Below are 15,745 nucleotides of genomic sequence, written 5' to 3' on the forward strand. Positions count from 1 at the left end.
GTGCTTCGATGGTTCCGGGGCCGCCGTCCGTTCCGGAGCGGGTGCCGGCCGGACGCGGTTCGAGCGGTCAGACGACGATCGACCTGATCGCCGCGATCAGCCGGTCGACCTCCTGTATCCGGTCGTCCGGAACGCGGTCCAGGAGCGCGTCGAACTCGCGCGCCACGACGGCCCTGGGCGAGTCCTCCGGTGACCGCCGAGGCGGCACCATGGAGATGATCATCGCGGCCTGGTTCGCCAGCTCCGAGAGCATGTCCAGGGCCTCGATGTCGCCGTAGGAGCCGAGCAGGGGGTCCAGGACCTCCATCACGCCGATGACCTCGCCGTGTTGGATGAGCGGTATCGCCATGATGGTGTCGGGGATGAACCCGGTCTCAGCCGCCGTCCGCAGGTCGAACCGTTCGTCCGAGGACACCTCGCGGACGAGTATCGGCTCTCCGGTCCTGGCCACCCAGCCGACGATGCCCTGGCCCGCGGGTACGTCCATGCCGATGATCCGGTCCTCCCCGGCGCCGGAGGCCGCTTCGAAGACCAGGACGTCCCGCTCCTCGCGGTAGAGGAACACCGACGCGGCGGCGGAGGAGAAGGTCAGCCGGGCGAGCCGGACGGTCGATCGGAGCGATTCCTCGTAGTCCGTGATGTTCATCGGGATGCTCCTTCGAGGTTGTCCGAGATCAGTGAGAGAGCGTGCCGTAGCTGTGTCGTGCGGAACCGGGGGTGCCTGCCGAGGATCCGTGCGCACATCCCGGTGATGTGGGGCGTGGCGAAGCTGTTTCCCGAGACCACCCTGGTCCCTCCTCCCGGCCAGGCGACCCGGATCCGCGCTCCGGCGCCGAAGAACTCCACTGGCGGGGAGGGGTTGGTCTCGATCCGCTCCGGGCCGCCGAGACTGTGGGAGCCGACCGAGATCACCGAGGAGAAGCGCCACGGATAGCTGTGGACGGGGCTGTTGTGCGCGGACGAGACGATCGTCACGCCCTCGAAGTAGGCCCGGTCCGACAGGTCGTGCAGCGCCTCCTTCACGGGTCGGTGCCGGGTGGAGAGGCTGACGCTGATCAGCTGGAAGCGCTGCTCGACCGCCCAGGCGAGTCCGGACAGGAGCCCCGCACTGCTGCCCCGGTTGTCACTCCCGAGGATCCTGACGCTGGTCAGTTCGCAGTGCGGTGCCAGTGACCTGATGATCGAGGCGCACGCCGTACCGTGGCCCGCCGGGTCGCCGCTGTCGTCCGCGCGCACGCTCCACCGGCCGCCGTCGTCGAAGGCCGCGAAGGAGCCGGCGAGGGGCCCGACCAGCGGATGGCCGGGGTCCACGCCGCTGTCCAGGACGCAGACCCGCGCTCCCGCGCCGCTTCCGTCTCCCCAGGCCCACTCCCGGGTGGCGGCCGACGACGCCGCCACCCGTCCCGCCGGGAGGCAGGCCCCGACCGAGGTGTGCGCGAAGCTAAGCGTCCGCACGGCCCGCCACCTCCGGGGGCTCGCAGCCCATCCGGCTGGTCGCGGCGATGTCCATGCGGTCCTGGACGTTGAACTTGTAACTGGGGCAAGGCACATGTCCCTCCCGCCAGAGCTTGGGACAGCTTCCGCCGCAGATCGGGAGGAACGGGCACCGGTGGCAGGGCTGGGAGGGGTTGGCGACCTGGTCGTACCAGTCGTCGAACCGGCCGGACGGCCTCGGCCCGGCCCCGACGAGGTCCTCGGTCCGGGCGATGACCTCGCTGTCCTGCGCCCCGGGGACGAGCGGGTGCTCCGAACAGGAGTACACCTTTCCTCCGGGATCGTGGACTTCACCGCTGCGCGTGGTCGCGATGCAGGTGGTGGCTCGCGTGGCGGTCGGAAGCGGGAGGAACCGGAGGCCGAGCTGCTGTGCGCTGCGCAGCCACCCGGCCTCCTGTTCGGCGTACTTCCGGGCGCCGATCTCCACGCTGGAGATGTCGTTCCCCCAGGAGTGGACCGGCATGAACTGGAGACTGAACTGCGGCGTGCCGAATCCGGCGGCCGCCAGGTCCTGGAGCAGCCGGGGCACCTGGGCCTCGTTCCCGGTGTCGACGTTGACCCGGACGGTGATCCGCAGTTCCGGAGCCAGCCCGCGTGCGGCGGTCTCGCTCAGGACGCCGACGCACCGGTCGAAGGACGTCGACCCGTTCTTCAGGACCCGGCGACGGTCGTGGACCTCGCGCGGACCGTCGATGGTGACGTCCATTTCGCGCAGTCCGCAGTCGTCGTGGAGCTGTGCCAGCTTGCGGGTGGTGAGGAGACTGCCGTTGGTGGCCATCCGAGCGTAGTACCGGACGCCGGTGGCCCGGCTGCGGGCGAGAAACCGCCTGCTCGACTCGGTGATCAAGCGGTACCCGAGGAGCGGCTCGCCGCCGAACCAGCTGACACTGACGACCTCCGTGCCCTCGGCCGCCATGGCGGCCTCCACCCGGGCGGTCAGCCGCTCGGCCCGGTCGGCGGCCAGGCGGGACTTGAAGTGCACCTGCCCGCAGTAGGAGCAGCCCATGTTGCAGTAGGCCGTCGGCATGATGGTGAACCTGCGGTGGCGGACGGAGTCCGACCCGGCCCGGAAGACGTCCAGCACCTCGCCCAGTTCGTCCGTCGAAGCGTCGACGACGGCACCGAGCCGTTCCAGTTCCCGCAGGGTGCCCGCTGCGATCGCCTCGATGTCTCCGCGCTCCAGGCGGTCGCAGTCGGCCGCGTCGATCGAGAAGAAGCGGGCCCGGCGAGACAGGTAGCCGAGACGGACGGGTGTGCCGTCCGGACGGCGGTAGGTACGGTCGCTCGTGATCAGGTAGCGGCTTCTGGCGAGGTGCACGGCGTCCTCCATTCGTGGGGAAGGTCCTTCACGGGCTGTCACTGACTGTCACGGGCTGAGGCGGGATCTGTCGTCAGCCGTCTGTGGCGGGGGATGGAGTGGTGCCGGGGGGACCGGGCGTAGACGTGAGACCGCCGTGGCTCCGGCCAAGGCCATGAGGCCGGCGCTGCAACTGAGGATCAGATCGATGCGGTGCAGGTGGAGGCCGCCGAGGTTCGCGGTGAAACCCGGTGCCATCCGGCTGGCCAGGAGCCCGGCCAGTGCCATGGACGCCACGGAGGCCAGGTAGACCAGCGGATTCAGGACGGCGTTGATCCGGCCCAGCAGCCGGTTGGGGGTCTCCTGCAGGATGATCGGCCCGAGCACGGTGTTCACCATGGCCAGCGGGACCCCCATCACGCCCAGCAGCGCCACGGTCAACGGCAGCGAGGTCGACCGCGCGTAGGCGAACACGAGGAGCGCCGTGGCGACGATGCCCCAGGCGAACACCGGTCGCTCACCGATCCTGGCGGCCAGGCGGGGGGAGAGCAGCGCGCCGGCGATGCTTCCCAGACCGAGTGCCCCGTTGAGCGTCCCCAGCCAGCTGGGATCGGCCTTCAGGTTCTCCGAGACGAAGAAGACCTCCAGTACGTTCACCGCTCCCACGCCGAACATGTACAGGAACACGGTCAATGTGATCGTCCGCAGGACGGGATTGCCGCGCAGGTGGTGCAGGCCCTCGTCGAGTTCCCGGCGGAAACCCCCTGAGTGCGGGGCCGACCCGGCAGCGCTCTCCGGGATCCTGGTCATCCGGATGAGGGCGTACGACAGCAGGTACGACAGCATGTTGACGGCGATCGCCCAGCGCACTCCTACGCTGAAGAGCAGCGGCGCGGCGAGCGGCGGCCCCAGCACCGATGCGGTGTTCGCCGAGGCGGAGGCCAGGCTGAACGCCTTCGGCCGGTCCTCCGGGGCGACAGCGGCGCCGACGGTGGCGAAGCGTGCCGGGTTGAAGAACTGGGAGACCGTGGCCGTTGCGGCGACAGCGGTGTAGATCGCGGCGAGTTGCGCCCATGTGGGCAGGCGGTCCCCCAGTACGGGGACGGCCAGCAGCGAGCCGACCAGCGCGGCGCGCACCAGATCGGCCACCAGCATGGTCCGCCGGCGGTTCCAGCGATCGACGAACACACCGGCCACGGGGCCGATCAGGACGGTCGGCACCGCAGCCGCGACCAGGACTCCGCTGACTGCGATCGGCGCCCACCTCTGTCCGTGTGAGATCACCGTGCCGACCCACAGGACGACGGTGACATCGAAAACGAAGTCGCCCAATTGGGAGACCAGCTGGCCGGTCCACAGGACCTGCCAGTTCCGGTTGTGGCGCAGACCGGGGGCCCGGTCGGCCGGTACGGGCGGCGTCGTGTCCCGGTTCGGGCGGGCCGACTCGCTGTGGGGGGCCATGTCAGTAGCCCTCCGGCGCCCGGCGCGGGGTCCGAATGCCGAGCGGCAGCCCGTCCTGCTGCTTGCGCGGGAACCCGCACGCCATGGCGAACGTGGTGAACTCCATCGGCGTGTCGAGTCCGAGCAGGTCGTCCGTCTCGGTGTCCCGGATGGCACCCGTGACGGCCGCCCCCAGGCCGAGTGCGTGCGCCGTCATGGAGAACACCTGCGCGACATGGCCCACGTTCTGGAGCATGAGCTTGTAAGCACGGGGATGGCGGTACTTCCAGGCCATCCGGTCGGCGACCGATGCGGTGAAGACGCCGAACGCGGAATCGGTGAAGAACCGTTGCCGGAACGTCAGCCACTCGACCTGCTCCCGTGTGACGGTACGGTCCAGCGGCACCAGGCCGTGGCGGACCCCGTCGTAGGCGTACAGCCCGGGTTCGACGTGGTCCACGTTGAAGACGAGGACGAACGCCTCGCACTCGTGCCGCGCGCCGCCCGAAGCCGCGGCTCGCAGCTGGAGGGTGCCCATCGCCCCGGCGTCGGTGAAACGCAGCGGGGCGAAGGAGTAGTGCAGGAGGTCGGAGAAGCGGTCGAGGTCGAGCGGTCGGTCCTCGAAGTGCCGGTGGGTGCGCCGGTTCTGGAGGACGTCCAGATAGCCGGATTCGCACTGGGTGCGGACCCTGGGCAGCAGGAGGATCCGGTCGGTGGGGGGAGGACGCAGGCTGGAGGGCTGGGGACGGTCGGCGACCATCCGGGCGTACCGTTCGGCGAGGCCGGGCGAGGAGTCGTCGATGAACGGGGTGTCCCTGACCCGTTGGTGGAAGCTCCAGGCGGTGATTCCCCAGGTGTCCCAGGGGGCCGGAACGGATCCGTTGCCGGTGACCAGGAACCCGTGCTCGACGAGCAGGTGGACGGTTCCCCGGTCGCCGGTGGGCGACCGGTTCTCGTCGAGTCCGTCGCGTGCCGAGAGGAGCAGGTCCAGGACGTGCGGTTCCACCTTGAGCCGCTTGGCGGTTCTGGGACTGGAGATCAGGAACGTTCCTCGGGACGCCTCGATCACCAAGGGGTCGACGGTCCGCAGCCCGGAGGCCGTCGCCGGCACCGGCCCGGTCGGGAGTGCGTCGTGCAGGGCATCCACTGGTCAGTGTCCTCCTTTGCTTCTTGCCACGGAGACCGCCGCCCGGCCCTCCAGCCGGCGCAGCCTCAGGTTGACCTCATCAGGTGTCGCGGAGGCCAGGCACTCCAGACGCCGGGCTGCGAAGGAGACGCCGAGACCTGCTTGAACGGGTTGGGCGGCGCGTGCGACGAACTTCTGGGCCGACACCTGGAACAGCCCTTCCGCGCGCAGCAACTGCCCGGCCCCGTCGGTGACTTCCTTCTCCGTCAGGCCGTGGAGGCTGAACCGGGCGGCCTCCTCCTCCAGCAGGGCGGCCGCCGAATCGGCGTCGGCCGCGCCGGTGGACATGCCGATCAGGGCGGCACCGTGGGCGCGGCCGTCGAGGCCCAGGGAGCGTATGCGGGCGTGGGTGCCGTAGACGCGTCCGAGCTCCTCCCGGAACAAGTGCTGCCACCTGGCGCTCCACCCGCCGCCGAGGGCGTGGGCGGCGATCTCCAGCGCGACGTGGTCCATCACGTCGCCGAGTTCGGCCATGCACCCCCACAGCAGGTGGGCACCGCGGGGGCCGGTGACCGAGACGTCCACCCGCTGCCGCGCCGGAGCGGGGACGAGGGTCGGACCGGCGGCCACGACCGGGGTTGCGGGAGCCGTCCGAGCGAGGGCCGCGCGCCAGGCGGGTTCTGCGGCGGCGTCGGAGAGGAACAGACTGACGGGGAGGGAGCGGACGAGGTCCTCCCGCGCTCCGGTGACCTGTTCCGGCGTCATGCCCAGGAGGCTCTCGACGGTACCTTCCCCGTGGCGGGCAAGCAGGCCGTCCGCACCGGCCACGGCGGCGTAGAACGCCCGCTCGGCACGGTCCGGGAGGCTGCTGTCCAGCCTTTCGACGAGCCCGAGTACGGAGGCGCGGGCGGTGCGTACCGCGTCCGGCTGCAGGACGGTGGCCGCGAGCGCGTCTGCGAACAGGGGAACCGCTTTCCGTATCCCGTCCTTCGACCCCTGGAACTCGAGGTGACACGACACGTGAGTGCGTCCCGGTTCGACCGACACCCCCAGGGATTCCAGCATGTCGGCCACGGTGCGCCCGGGGAGCGCGACGGAGTGCAGCAGTGCCTCGAGCGCCACCAGCGCCGGACCGCCGTCGGTCCCGGTCCCCGGAGCGGTGTGCCAGACGACGCGCGCGACCTCGTAGCCGCCGGGCCGGGCCGGGACCCGGACCACGAGCAGTCCGCCCGTCCGGGGCGGCTGTTCCTGCCACGGGAGGGTGTTCATCGGGTGTACACCGCCTTCACGCGGTCGTCGGGACGGTGCCACAACCCGATGGCCCGGTGGAAGCCGTCCCGGTCCACGGCTTCGATTCGTCCGGCGTGCCGGTCGAGGACGCCGTGCATCTGCAGGGCGAGCGTGAGGTTGGCCGCACGGTGGATCAACGAGTCGTCCTCCGCGGCCCGGTCCGAGAGGTGGATGGCCCGTGCCCGGGTGATGTCGGCCTCTTCCGGCCCGTGGCGCAGTAGCGCTTCCATCGCGGAGTCGAAGGCGTCCACTGCCCGGTCGGCGGTGACACCGGGCAGCGGGACGAGTTCCAAGACCCCCAGTGAACCGTCCCACCGCCGGGGGACCGTCCGTAGCGACAGCCGTTGCAGCACGGGCCGCTCGTGGACGAGCAGCCGGGTCAGGATCCCGGACGTTCCGCGGGCGAGCACGACCGAGCCCAGCCGAGCCAGGTCGAACGCGGCGGGGTCGCTCATCGGGGGGAGGTGCACCCCCAGGTAGACGCGGCTCCGGTGATCGCCGTCGAGTTCCAGCCGGAGCTGTTTCGGGGAACGCGGACCGCCCGGGACCGCAGTTCGCCGGACGGCCGGCGCATCGCGGAAGGACTCCAGCAGCCGGGTGGCCCCGGCGCGGGTGCGGTCCGGATCGAAGCCGCCGAGCACGGCCATCGTGACGTTCGGGGCGACGTAGTGGCGGGAGAAGAACCGGCGGCAGTCTTCGACCGTGACGGCTCTGACGTGGTCGGCGTCACCGACCGGGAGGTGGCTGTAGGGGGACGGTGCCGGATGGATGCCGGCCAGCAGGGTCGCGGTGGCGTCGCCGAAGGCCGGGGACAGCCGCTCGTCCCGCTCCCGCAGGACGATCTCCCGGTCTGCCGCCAGGCCGGTCTCGTCGAAGCCCGTTGTGATCTGCGAGAATCTGTCGGCTTCCAGGGTGAGCACCTCGGCCAGCGCGTCCGCCGGGACCAGGTGCAGGTAGGTCGTCCAATCCGCAGAGGTCCGCGCGTTCAGGAATCCGCCCATACCCTCGACCAGGCGTGCGTGCTCCCCGCGCGCCCGCCCGTCGGTGCCGGAGAAGGTCATGTGCTCGACCACGTGCGCCAGCCCGTGCCGTCCGGGCGGGTCGTCCCGGCTGCCGGCAGCGATGCGGACGTTCACGGCCACGAGTGGAAGAGCGGGCTCGTGGACCAGGACGGCCTCCGCCCCGCGCACCCGCAGGTGTTCCACCCTCACGGTTTCTCCTCACGGCAGGACTCCGGCCGGTCGTCGGGCCCGGTGGGCCGCCGGCTTCCGTCGAACCTGGCGGCCAACAGATCGGATATGGACAGGAGCTGTTCGGGCCTGGCGGCCGGAACGTCGAGCAGGGGAGGCAGGACCTCGTGGTCGGTGGCGTGGTCCCTCCAGCGGCGGACCATGGAGTTCGCCAGATTCGGGTCGACGGGGCGCGCCATCCGGTGCGCCTCCCGGAAGGAGACCGCGCCTGCCTCGGGCAGGCGGCACGTGTAGAGGAGGTCTCCCAGTGCGGCCAGGAAACGCGCCGCTGCCCCGTGGCCCGGCTCCGGAGCGACGCGTGATTCGAAGAGCGAGGCAGCGGTGGCTCGGGCGCGTGCGGTGGACCGTTCTCCGGCGGCCCCGCGCAGCAGGGCGATCCGCTGCAGAACCGGGGCGGCCGTGGCGAAGTCGTTCGGCTCCGGCCAGGGAACGCCCAGCAGGCACAGGACCTCGTGGGCGTGGAACGGCCCGGTGGCAGCGGCGGTCGGCCATTTCCTGCACAATCGACGGCACTCCGAGGAGGCGAGATCCTGCTCCCCCCTGCGGAACAGTATTTTCGCGGTCTCCAGTATCCGGTTGCTCCGGGCGAATCCCCGTACTCGGCTCATTGCGAGGCCGGTTCCCGTCGACAGGCGGGTGGGCACGGGAACTCCCATGATCTCCGCGGGTTTTCCGTCTGCCACCCTTTCCAGCTGTGACAGCGCGTCGAGGGCGAATGCCGGATCGGAGGTGTACCCGTGCATCCGGATGAGGTTGACGGCTCCCTGGAGACCGAGCACCAGCAGGCCGGGGGTCGGCGAGTGCTGCAGAAGCCCACGGGCGAAGGCGATCTGACGACGGCACACATCCTCGGCCTCCGTGCGCAGGCCGACCCGGAACAGTTCGAGCGCGAGTCGGTTGGACACCACGAAGGCCCGTTCGGTGGCTCCGTCGGCGAGCTCGGTCGTGAGGCTCGCTGCGAGGTCGTCCGGGCGCTTCCAGATCACCGTGTCCTCCGGAGCCAGGAGGCCCGGCCAGGCCGCACCCGTGAAGGAGCGCACCTGGCCGAACCCCCGGCCGGACCAATCGGTCTGCATCGGAGTTAGAAGCAGCCGCCGTTGGCGTTCAGGATGCCGGCCTCGGTGTCATCCTCGACCTCGATGCCGTGGGCCTCGACGTCGTCGGTCTCCGTCGCGTCGGCGGGGAGGTCCAGGTTCTCGTTCGGCTGGTCGGACATCAGCCACTCCTTCCACTGGTTGTGTGATCGTCATGTGTTCCGGCGGCTTCATGGGCGGGCGCCCGCCCACAGTCCGCTCCGGGGTCGGAGCGGACCACCGGAATTCCCCGGAAACCGATTGACTCCCGGAGAGCACCGGCACACTGACGGCCGAGCTCCGGGAGGACAGAGCAGTTCACGGCTCCCGGAACCGGTCGGACAGGGTGTCAGTGCGGTTCGTTCTCGCCATGGAAAAATTCCTTGCTCTCCACGGCGCCGCTTCCATTCCCGCGAAGGGAAGGAAGCCGGACGGGACGGCGCGCGGAACGGCATCCGGAAGGTCCCATCCGGTTTCCCGGGGTGGTCGTTCCTGTCTGCCGGACCTGTCGGAATCGGCGTCGTCCTGTCGAGTTCCGAGTATGGAGAGCGGGCCTCACCGACGGGTACTTCGCCGCCACTTCCCCTCGGTAGCGGCAGAGTAGGGCTGCCACCGACGGGCGCGGAGACCGACGGCGGATCAGTCTCCGGCTCCGTGCGGGGAGGAGGCCAGGCGTTCGGCGAGCCGCGCCGTGGGGATCTCGATCCACTCCATCGTCCGGGCGGTGCGGTAGCCGAGTGAGTGATTGATGTCGATCATGAAGGTGTTGGTGGTGGCCGTGGTGGTCAGGATGCGTTCCAGGTCCGGTCGTTCGTCGGCCAGCCAGCGCGTCATGGCCGCCTTCATCGTCCTGCCCAGGCCGTGGCCGCGGTGCCCGACCAGTACGGAGGTGTCGTGGACATAGCCGAACTCACGTCGGTGGGGGTAGTTGTGGAGGACGTGGACGCCGACGACCCGGTCCGTGTCGTCCTCGACGGCGATGACGACCCGCTGCTCCACGCCCGCGTCCAGCAGGTCGCGGTCGGTGGCGCGGATCAGCGCGGGGGTCCACACCGTCTCGCGGTGGCTCGTCGTGCCCAGCGGGGCGTCGTGGATCGCCTGCCGGGCCACCGCGTAGGAGTCGACGTACGGTTCAGGAGTGGCGCCGGTCCAGCGAGCCAGCCGGTAGCCCGGCCGGACGGGTACGTCCCACGACTTCGGGGGAGTCTCGGCGACGAGCAGCACCTGCATCACGGTGCTGCGGGTCACCGCGAACCCCAGGCCGTGCGCCCAACGGGATCCGGGGGAGCCCGGTTTCACGGGGACGCCGAGGACGGCGGCACGCCCGGCCGCCAGTACGGCGGCCGCCGCCGGGCGCAGCAGCGCGGTGCCGATCCCGCGCCGGCGCAGCTCCGGGTGCACGTGGACCTCGACGTTGGCGATGCCGCTGTTCGAGTCGTCGGGGAGGGCGACTCTGACCGAGCCGGCCAGGCGTCCTTCCAGGTGACAGGCCCAGTAGCGGCACGCCCCGTCCTCGATCGGTGGTGTGCGCAGGCGTCCGACCGCACTCTCGTAGGTGAGCGGCGGGTCCTCGGGGAAGTCCTCTGCCACGACCGCCGCCCGCATCAGGTGGTAGTCGGCCAGTAGGTCTTCGGAGGCGGTCAGTGGATCCAGGGGTCGGATGTCGAAGGGCAACGGGACTCCTTGTCCGCGGTCGTGCCGCATGCTGGGGAATGGATCCGGAATCGGGGGCGGGAAGGCTCCCGCCCGGGGGGAGGACAGCGTTCAGGAGGCGCTTCCCGTCGGGACCGCGCCGGGCCGGTGACGGGTGCGGACGGGGATGCGCGGTCATCGAACCGCAACGACAGCACCAGCGCCACCATGGTCAGTCCGAAGCTGAACAGCCCCATGGCGGCCGCTATCCCGCCGTGGAGGGCGACTGCCAGCCAGCCGGCCGCGCGGCGGGCTCCGCGCCGCGACAAGGCGCACACCGCGATGGCCAGTTCGACACCCAGGACGCTCCAGGTGAGCGCGCCGACGACGGCGCCCGAGGTCGTGATCGGGCTCAGTGAGGACCGGACCGCCAAGGGAAGGCCGTAGTCGGGATCGACGAGGACCGAGTACAGCGCGGTGCCGTCACGCCACTGCGGTGTGCGGAGCTTCGAGAGGGCGGCGCTGAGGTAGATGATCGCTGTCTGGCAGCGGATGGCGCACCAGGCGGCGTAGGAGCTGCCGGCCCACACCGGGGCGAGTGCTTTTCGTGGCCGAGCCCAATGCCAGGCCCGGGTGTCTCCCAACAGGACGGGCACGAGCAGCATCGTTGTGACGAGGGCGGCTTCGTCACCGCCGTTGGGCAAGGTCATGCCGGTCGTCAGGCTCCAGGTGACGAACCATTGGGGCACGCAGGTCCACCGGGGGCGGTAACCGGACGCGGTGACGACGAGGACGGCGATCGCGACCATCCTGCTGACGAGCATGCCGTTCGGACCGGAGCCGGCGATGCACCACAGCGACAGACGGTGGGCGCCGTAGCAGCGCATACCACCGGGGAGGCTCGGCTCGTAGGTGAAGAGGTCGTGGTCCGCAGTGAACACGAGGGTGGTCAGTTCGGCGAGCGCGAGCGCCGACCTGGTGACGGCGAGCGGCAGACCGCGGGGCTCGAACCCGGCGGCCGAGCTGAGCAGGCAGGCGGTCAACCTCCGCATGCCACAGAGCTGTTCGCTGCGCGGAGGATCTTCCAGTCGCTCTGCCACAACCTGGTGTCCGCGGTCCAGCGCACCGGACTCACCACGACGATCAGCAGGTGCCCGCAGAGGGTCGGACGTGCGGTCCGGTTCGGGACGCGGACGAGGGGCGTGCGCAGCGCTGCGTCCCGGCATGCGGACGGGGTCAGGCCTGTGCAGTCCAGCCAACCGTGCGCGGGGACCAGGGAACCCAGGTTGCCCAGCTCGACGTAGCGGGCGTATCCGGAGCGGCTCAGGCCCCAGCGTGTGCGAAGGTCCTGCTGCACCTGGGGGACGGCGATCAGCCGATCGCCGTCGCCGGCGGTGAGCGCCATCTCGAGATCAGCTGTCGGCTCGTCGGCGAAGAAGCCCCATCCCTGCGGCCAGAACACCGCCATCGCGGAGCGTCCTGACCGCGACCAACCGGGCACGGCCCCGGCCGGGAGCAACTGGGTGAGCGAGGAGAGAAGGAGCGCGAGCAGCAAGAACGCGGTGAACTGGAATCCCTGGGCGCTCGTCGGCGGAGACTTCGTGTTCCGTGATGCTGTCACCGCACTGTCACTGCGTGCAGGCCTGACAGGTGACATTGGGCCGCACTTCGGCCGAGGTGTCGGTCGAGGCGAAGACGGCTCCCGCCAGGATCAACCCGATCACGGCCCCCATGACCGCAAACCGCATGTGTTCTCCTCTGTTTGATGGTATGTCAAACTTTTTTCGATATACCTGAACGGACGTTGCCGAACTTACCGAGTCGCACTATCGGCCGACTACTGTTCGGCTAATCTCGTACACGCCGTTCCGGCCACCCTGCCGTCTGAACCTCTCGCGCAGTGTGGTCGGGACCAGGGCGCACGCGGGGGAGGCGTGAACCGTTTCGGTCCTGCTGCGAGCACAGGCGAAAACGACGTGGGGGAGCGGATGGACCTCGATGTTCGACTGTTGGGGCCGTTGGAGGTCGAGGCCCAGGGAAAGCTGTTGGCGATCGGGGGCCTCCGCTCCTGTCGCTTACTGGCCGTCCTCCTGCTGAACGCCAACAGCGTGGTGACGGCGGATCGGCTGATCGACGTCATGTGGGAGGAAGCCCCGCGGTCGGCGCGCCAGCAGATCCACAACACGGTGGGAGCGCTGCGCCGCATCGTCTCCCACGCACAGGGGATCGACATCCTCACGGTTCCGCTCGGTTACCGCGTCGACATCGACGACGAGCGGCTGGACCTGACCCGCTACCGGTCCATGGTGCGGCGCGCCGACGAAGCCCTGGCGGCCGGGGACACCGGCGCCGGCATTTCCTTACTGGCGAGCGCCCGGAGACTGTGGCGGGGCGCCGCGCTGGCCGGACTCGGCGGAGAGTACTTCACCAATGTCGCCACTCGGTTGGAGGAGGAGCGACTGTCGACCGTCGAACTGCTGCTGGAACTGCACGTCCGACGGGGCGACGGCGCTCAGGCGGTGGCCGAGCTCGTCGAACTGGTCGCCTCGCATCCGACGCGGGAGTCGTTCCGGGCGAGCCTGATGACCGCACTCCACTCCAGCGGCCGTACCAGCGAGGCCCTGGAGGTCTACGAAGAGGGCAGGCTGCTGCTGGCGGAGGAATTCGGTCTCGACCCGAGCGACGACCTCAAGGCGCTCCACCAGCACATCCTGCGCGGGCTTCCGGTCGCCGAGCCGCCCGCGTCGAGGCTGCCGCCCGTCTCCAAGACGCCCGTAGCGGCGGTGGCCACCGTGGCGGCGCAGGAATCGGCCCATCGGCAGTTTCTGCCCCATGATCCTCGCGAGTTCTCCGGACGACAGGACGAGATCCGTCAACTGGCAGAGGACAGTCGGCAGATCGACTCGGTGTCGCTCGTGATCTCGGCGATCAACGGGATGGGCGGCATCGGGAAGACCGCCCTCGCGGTCCGGTTCGCACACACCGTTTCGCCCGACTACCCGGACGGGCAGTACTTCGTCGATCTGAGAGGCTTCGCCGCCGGTGTGGACCCCCTCGATGCGGGAGAGGCCCTCGGCATGCTGCTGCGTCAGTGCGGTCTGCCGGACGAGCTGATCCCGCCTGGTCTGGAGGCCAGAACAGTCGCCTGGCGCGGTGCCGTGGCAGGAAAGAAGGTGCTGCTCCTGCTCGACAACGCGGTCGATGTCCAGCAGGTGCGCCCGCTGTTGCCGGGGACGAGCGGGCCGCTCGTCCTGATCACCAGTCGGCGCCGGCTGCCGGCTCTGGAAGGCGCCGTCCCCCTGTCCCTGGACCTGATGCCCTTGGAGGACGCCGTTGCGCTGTTCACCCGTATCGTCGGTGCCCGGCGCCTGGCTTCCCACGAAAGCGACGTCGCCGAGGTCGTAGAACTCTGCGGCCGTCTGCCGTTGGCCATCAGGATTGCCGCCGCACGCTTTCGCGACCGCGCCAGCTGGACCGTGCACTACCTCGTCGAGCAGCTCAGGGACCAGGAACGGCGGGCCAGGTTCCTCGACTTCGGGGAACGGAGCGTGTCAGCCGCGCTCACCCTGTCCTACCGGCACCTGTCCGGTGACAGTAGCCGGCTCTTCCGGCTGCTGAGCCTCCATCCCGGGCCCGACTTCGATGCGCGGACCGCCTCGGTGCTCACCGCCCTGCCGACGGACCGGGCCCAGGACATCCTCGAGGCGCTGTTCGACGACAACCTCGTGCTCCAGGACAAGCCCGGCCGCTACCACTTCCACGACCTCGTCCGGGACTATGCGGCACGGGTGTGCAGGGAGCACGACAACGAAACGGTCAGGAACGACGCCCGCAGGCGGTTGACCGACTACTACCTCCAGCTCGCCGGAGCCTGGTGCGCTCCGTTGGCGAAGGGGCCGTTCCGCTTCAATCCTGACATCACCCACTCCGTCAGCGGCATACCCGTGCCCTCCTCGGCGGCCGACGCGATCGAACTTCTCACCGGAGAGGCCGCCAACCTCGCGGAGGTCGCCCGCGCCGCCCTGGCCGACGGTCCACCCGAAGCAGCATGGCAGCTGGTCTGCGCCATCCAGCCCTTCCTGCGCCGCACCAACTATGCCGGCAACGCGCTCGAACTCTTCGAGGGAGCCGTCGGAGCCGCACGGTCGGCCAAGGACGAGCCCGGCGAAGCGCTGTGCCTCATGGGGCTGTCCGGTGTCCTGCGGGAACGGGGCCGGATGTCTGATGCCCGGTCCGCCCTGGAGCTGGCCGTCGCCATCAGCAGGCGCACGGAGGACAGGTTCGCGGAGACGTACCAGCTGACGGAGCTCGGTGTACTCAAGGTCAACGACGAGAGCTTCGCCGAAGCCCACGACTGCTTCCGTTCGGCTCTGGCCCTCGTGGAGAACCTTGCGGACCCCGAACTCACTGCCGCACTCAGGAACAATCTCGGAGTGGTCTGCAGGGAACTAGGTCGCAACGCCGAGGGTTTCGACCACCTCTCCCAAGCACTGATCTTCTACCAGGCAACCGATCGGGACCTGTCGGAGGCGTACGCCCTGGCGAACATCGGCATCCTCCTGGTGCGGGAAGGGCGCTTCGCCGAGGCGGCCGGGTACCTGGACCGTGCCCTCCGGCTGGGGGACGAAGGCTCCCACATGCACATCGCCGCAGTGGCAAGAGCAACGCTGTGCGTGGCCCACCGCGCGCTCGGTGACCTGCCGCGCGCTTTCGAAGCGGGACGTGCGGCACTTCGCCTCACCCGCGAGCACCAACTGCTCGAGGTCGAGTGCGACGCGCTCGACGGCCTCGGTGAGACGTACCTCGCGGCGGGGGACTTGGACAACGCCGAGACGGCCTTCCAACACGCCGTCGGCCTCGCGCGCGAGCGGAAACTGAGGCTGTACCAGGCGAGGGCACAAGAGGGATTCGCGCACATCGCGTTGTACCGGGGCGAGGTCCGGGCTGCTCGCCAGGGGTTCGAAACGGCCCTCTCCCTCTACCCCGACGGTGTGGCAGAAGCGGAGAATTCCCGTGCCCACCTGGTTGAGCCGCTTACCAGGGGAGTGCGCTGCACGCGCTGCTCGTACCACCAGCCCGCCGTACCCGGGTCCCCGGCTGCCGTGCTTTGAGAGGCGGCGAAGCTGAGTGGACGAGTAGCCGA

The 15,745-nt window shown here is 69.9% G+C and carries 14 protein-coding genes; 2 read left to right on the forward strand and 12 right to left on the reverse strand.

Annotated elements, in window-relative coordinates; genetic code table 11:
- Positions 1-67: 67 nt before the first annotated feature.
- The 12 genes from ACIP60_RS31085 to ACIP60_RS31140 form a co-directional block, all read right to left on the reverse strand.
- On the reverse strand, positions 68-646 hold the full coding sequence (locus ACIP60_RS31085) for a GAF domain-containing protein (RefSeq protein WP_400690699.1): 579 nt from the start codon (positions 644-646) through the stop codon (positions 68-70).
- Positions 643-1,455, reverse strand: coding sequence for a S8 family serine peptidase (locus tag ACIP60_RS31090; protein ID WP_400690701.1), 813 nt, complete (start codon positions 1,453-1,455; stop codon positions 643-645). Before ACIP60_RS31090 ends, ACIP60_RS31085 begins: the two co-directional genes overlap by 4 nt.
- Complete coding sequence (locus ACIP60_RS31095; RefSeq protein ID WP_400690704.1) at positions 1,442-2,824, reverse strand: radical SAM protein; 1,383 nt, start codon at positions 2,822-2,824, stop codon at positions 1,442-1,444. The genes ACIP60_RS31090 and ACIP60_RS31095 overlap by 14 nt, the downstream gene beginning before the upstream one ends.
- 36 nt (positions 2,825-2,860) lie before the next feature.
- On the reverse strand, positions 2,861-4,252 hold the full coding sequence (locus ACIP60_RS31100) for an MFS transporter (RefSeq protein ID WP_400690706.1): 1,392 nt from the start codon (positions 4,250-4,252) through the stop codon (positions 2,861-2,863).
- Between the two features lies 1 nt (position 4,253).
- On the reverse strand, positions 4,254-5,378 hold the full coding sequence (locus tag ACIP60_RS31105) for a SagB/ThcOx family dehydrogenase (protein WP_400690709.1): 1,125 nt from the start codon (positions 5,376-5,378) through the stop codon (positions 4,254-4,256).
- A gap of 3 nt (positions 5,379-5,381) precedes the next feature.
- Positions 5,382-6,626: an insulinase family protein gene (locus ACIP60_RS31110; protein ID WP_400690711.1), complete on the reverse strand. Its 1,245-nt coding sequence runs from the start codon at positions 6,624-6,626 to the stop codon at positions 5,382-5,384.
- Positions 6,623-7,858: a M16 family metallopeptidase gene (locus tag ACIP60_RS31115; protein WP_400690713.1), complete on the reverse strand. Its 1,236-nt coding sequence runs from the start codon at positions 7,856-7,858 to the stop codon at positions 6,623-6,625. The genes ACIP60_RS31110 and ACIP60_RS31115 overlap by 4 nt, the downstream gene beginning before the upstream one ends.
- Positions 7,855-8,973 carry a hypothetical protein gene (locus tag ACIP60_RS31120; protein ID WP_400690716.1) on the reverse strand — a complete coding sequence of 373 codons (1,119 nt, stop codon included), beginning with the start codon at positions 8,971-8,973 and terminating at the stop codon, positions 7,855-7,857. Before ACIP60_RS31120 ends, ACIP60_RS31115 begins: the two co-directional genes overlap by 4 nt.
- Before the next feature lie 5 nt (positions 8,974-8,978).
- On the reverse strand, positions 8,979-9,113 hold the full coding sequence (locus tag ACIP60_RS31125; protein WP_400690719.1) for a hypothetical protein: 135 nt from the start codon (positions 9,111-9,113) through the stop codon (positions 8,979-8,981).
- Between the two features lie 496 nt (positions 9,114-9,609).
- Positions 9,610-10,644 (reverse strand): GNAT family N-acetyltransferase, encoded by a 1,035-nt coding sequence (locus ACIP60_RS31130; RefSeq protein ID WP_400690722.1) that lies wholly within the window; start codon positions 10,642-10,644, stop codon positions 9,610-9,612.
- Positions 10,611-11,645, reverse strand: a complete 1,035-nt coding sequence (locus tag ACIP60_RS31135) for a hypothetical protein (protein ID WP_400690724.1) — start codon at positions 11,643-11,645, stop codon at positions 10,611-10,613. The genes ACIP60_RS31130 and ACIP60_RS31135 overlap by 34 nt, the downstream gene beginning before the upstream one ends.
- Complete coding sequence (locus tag ACIP60_RS31140; protein ID WP_400690726.1) at positions 11,642-12,223, reverse strand: SdpA family antimicrobial peptide system protein; 582 nt, start codon at positions 12,221-12,223, stop codon at positions 11,642-11,644. Before ACIP60_RS31140 ends, ACIP60_RS31135 begins: the two co-directional genes overlap by 4 nt.
- On the opposite strand from ACIP60_RS31140, the gene ACIP60_RS31145 reads away from it, so the two are divergent.
- Positions 12,126-12,368, forward strand: a complete 243-nt coding sequence (locus ACIP60_RS31145) for a hypothetical protein (RefSeq protein WP_400690790.1) — start codon at positions 12,126-12,128, stop codon at positions 12,366-12,368. The genes ACIP60_RS31140 and ACIP60_RS31145 overlap by 98 nt on opposite strands.
- Positions 12,369-12,578: 210 nt before the next feature.
- On the forward strand, positions 12,579-15,713 hold the full coding sequence (locus ACIP60_RS31150; protein ID WP_400690729.1) for a BTAD domain-containing putative transcriptional regulator: 3,135 nt from the start codon (positions 12,579-12,581) through the stop codon (positions 15,711-15,713).
- Positions 15,714-15,745: the final 32 nt, after the last annotated feature.

Source organism: Kitasatospora sp. NPDC088783 (genome assembly GCF_044750705.1).
In the GTDB taxonomy this organism is placed as follows: Bacteria; Actinomycetota; Actinomycetes; order Streptomycetales; family Streptomycetaceae; genus Kitasatospora; species Kitasatospora fiedleri.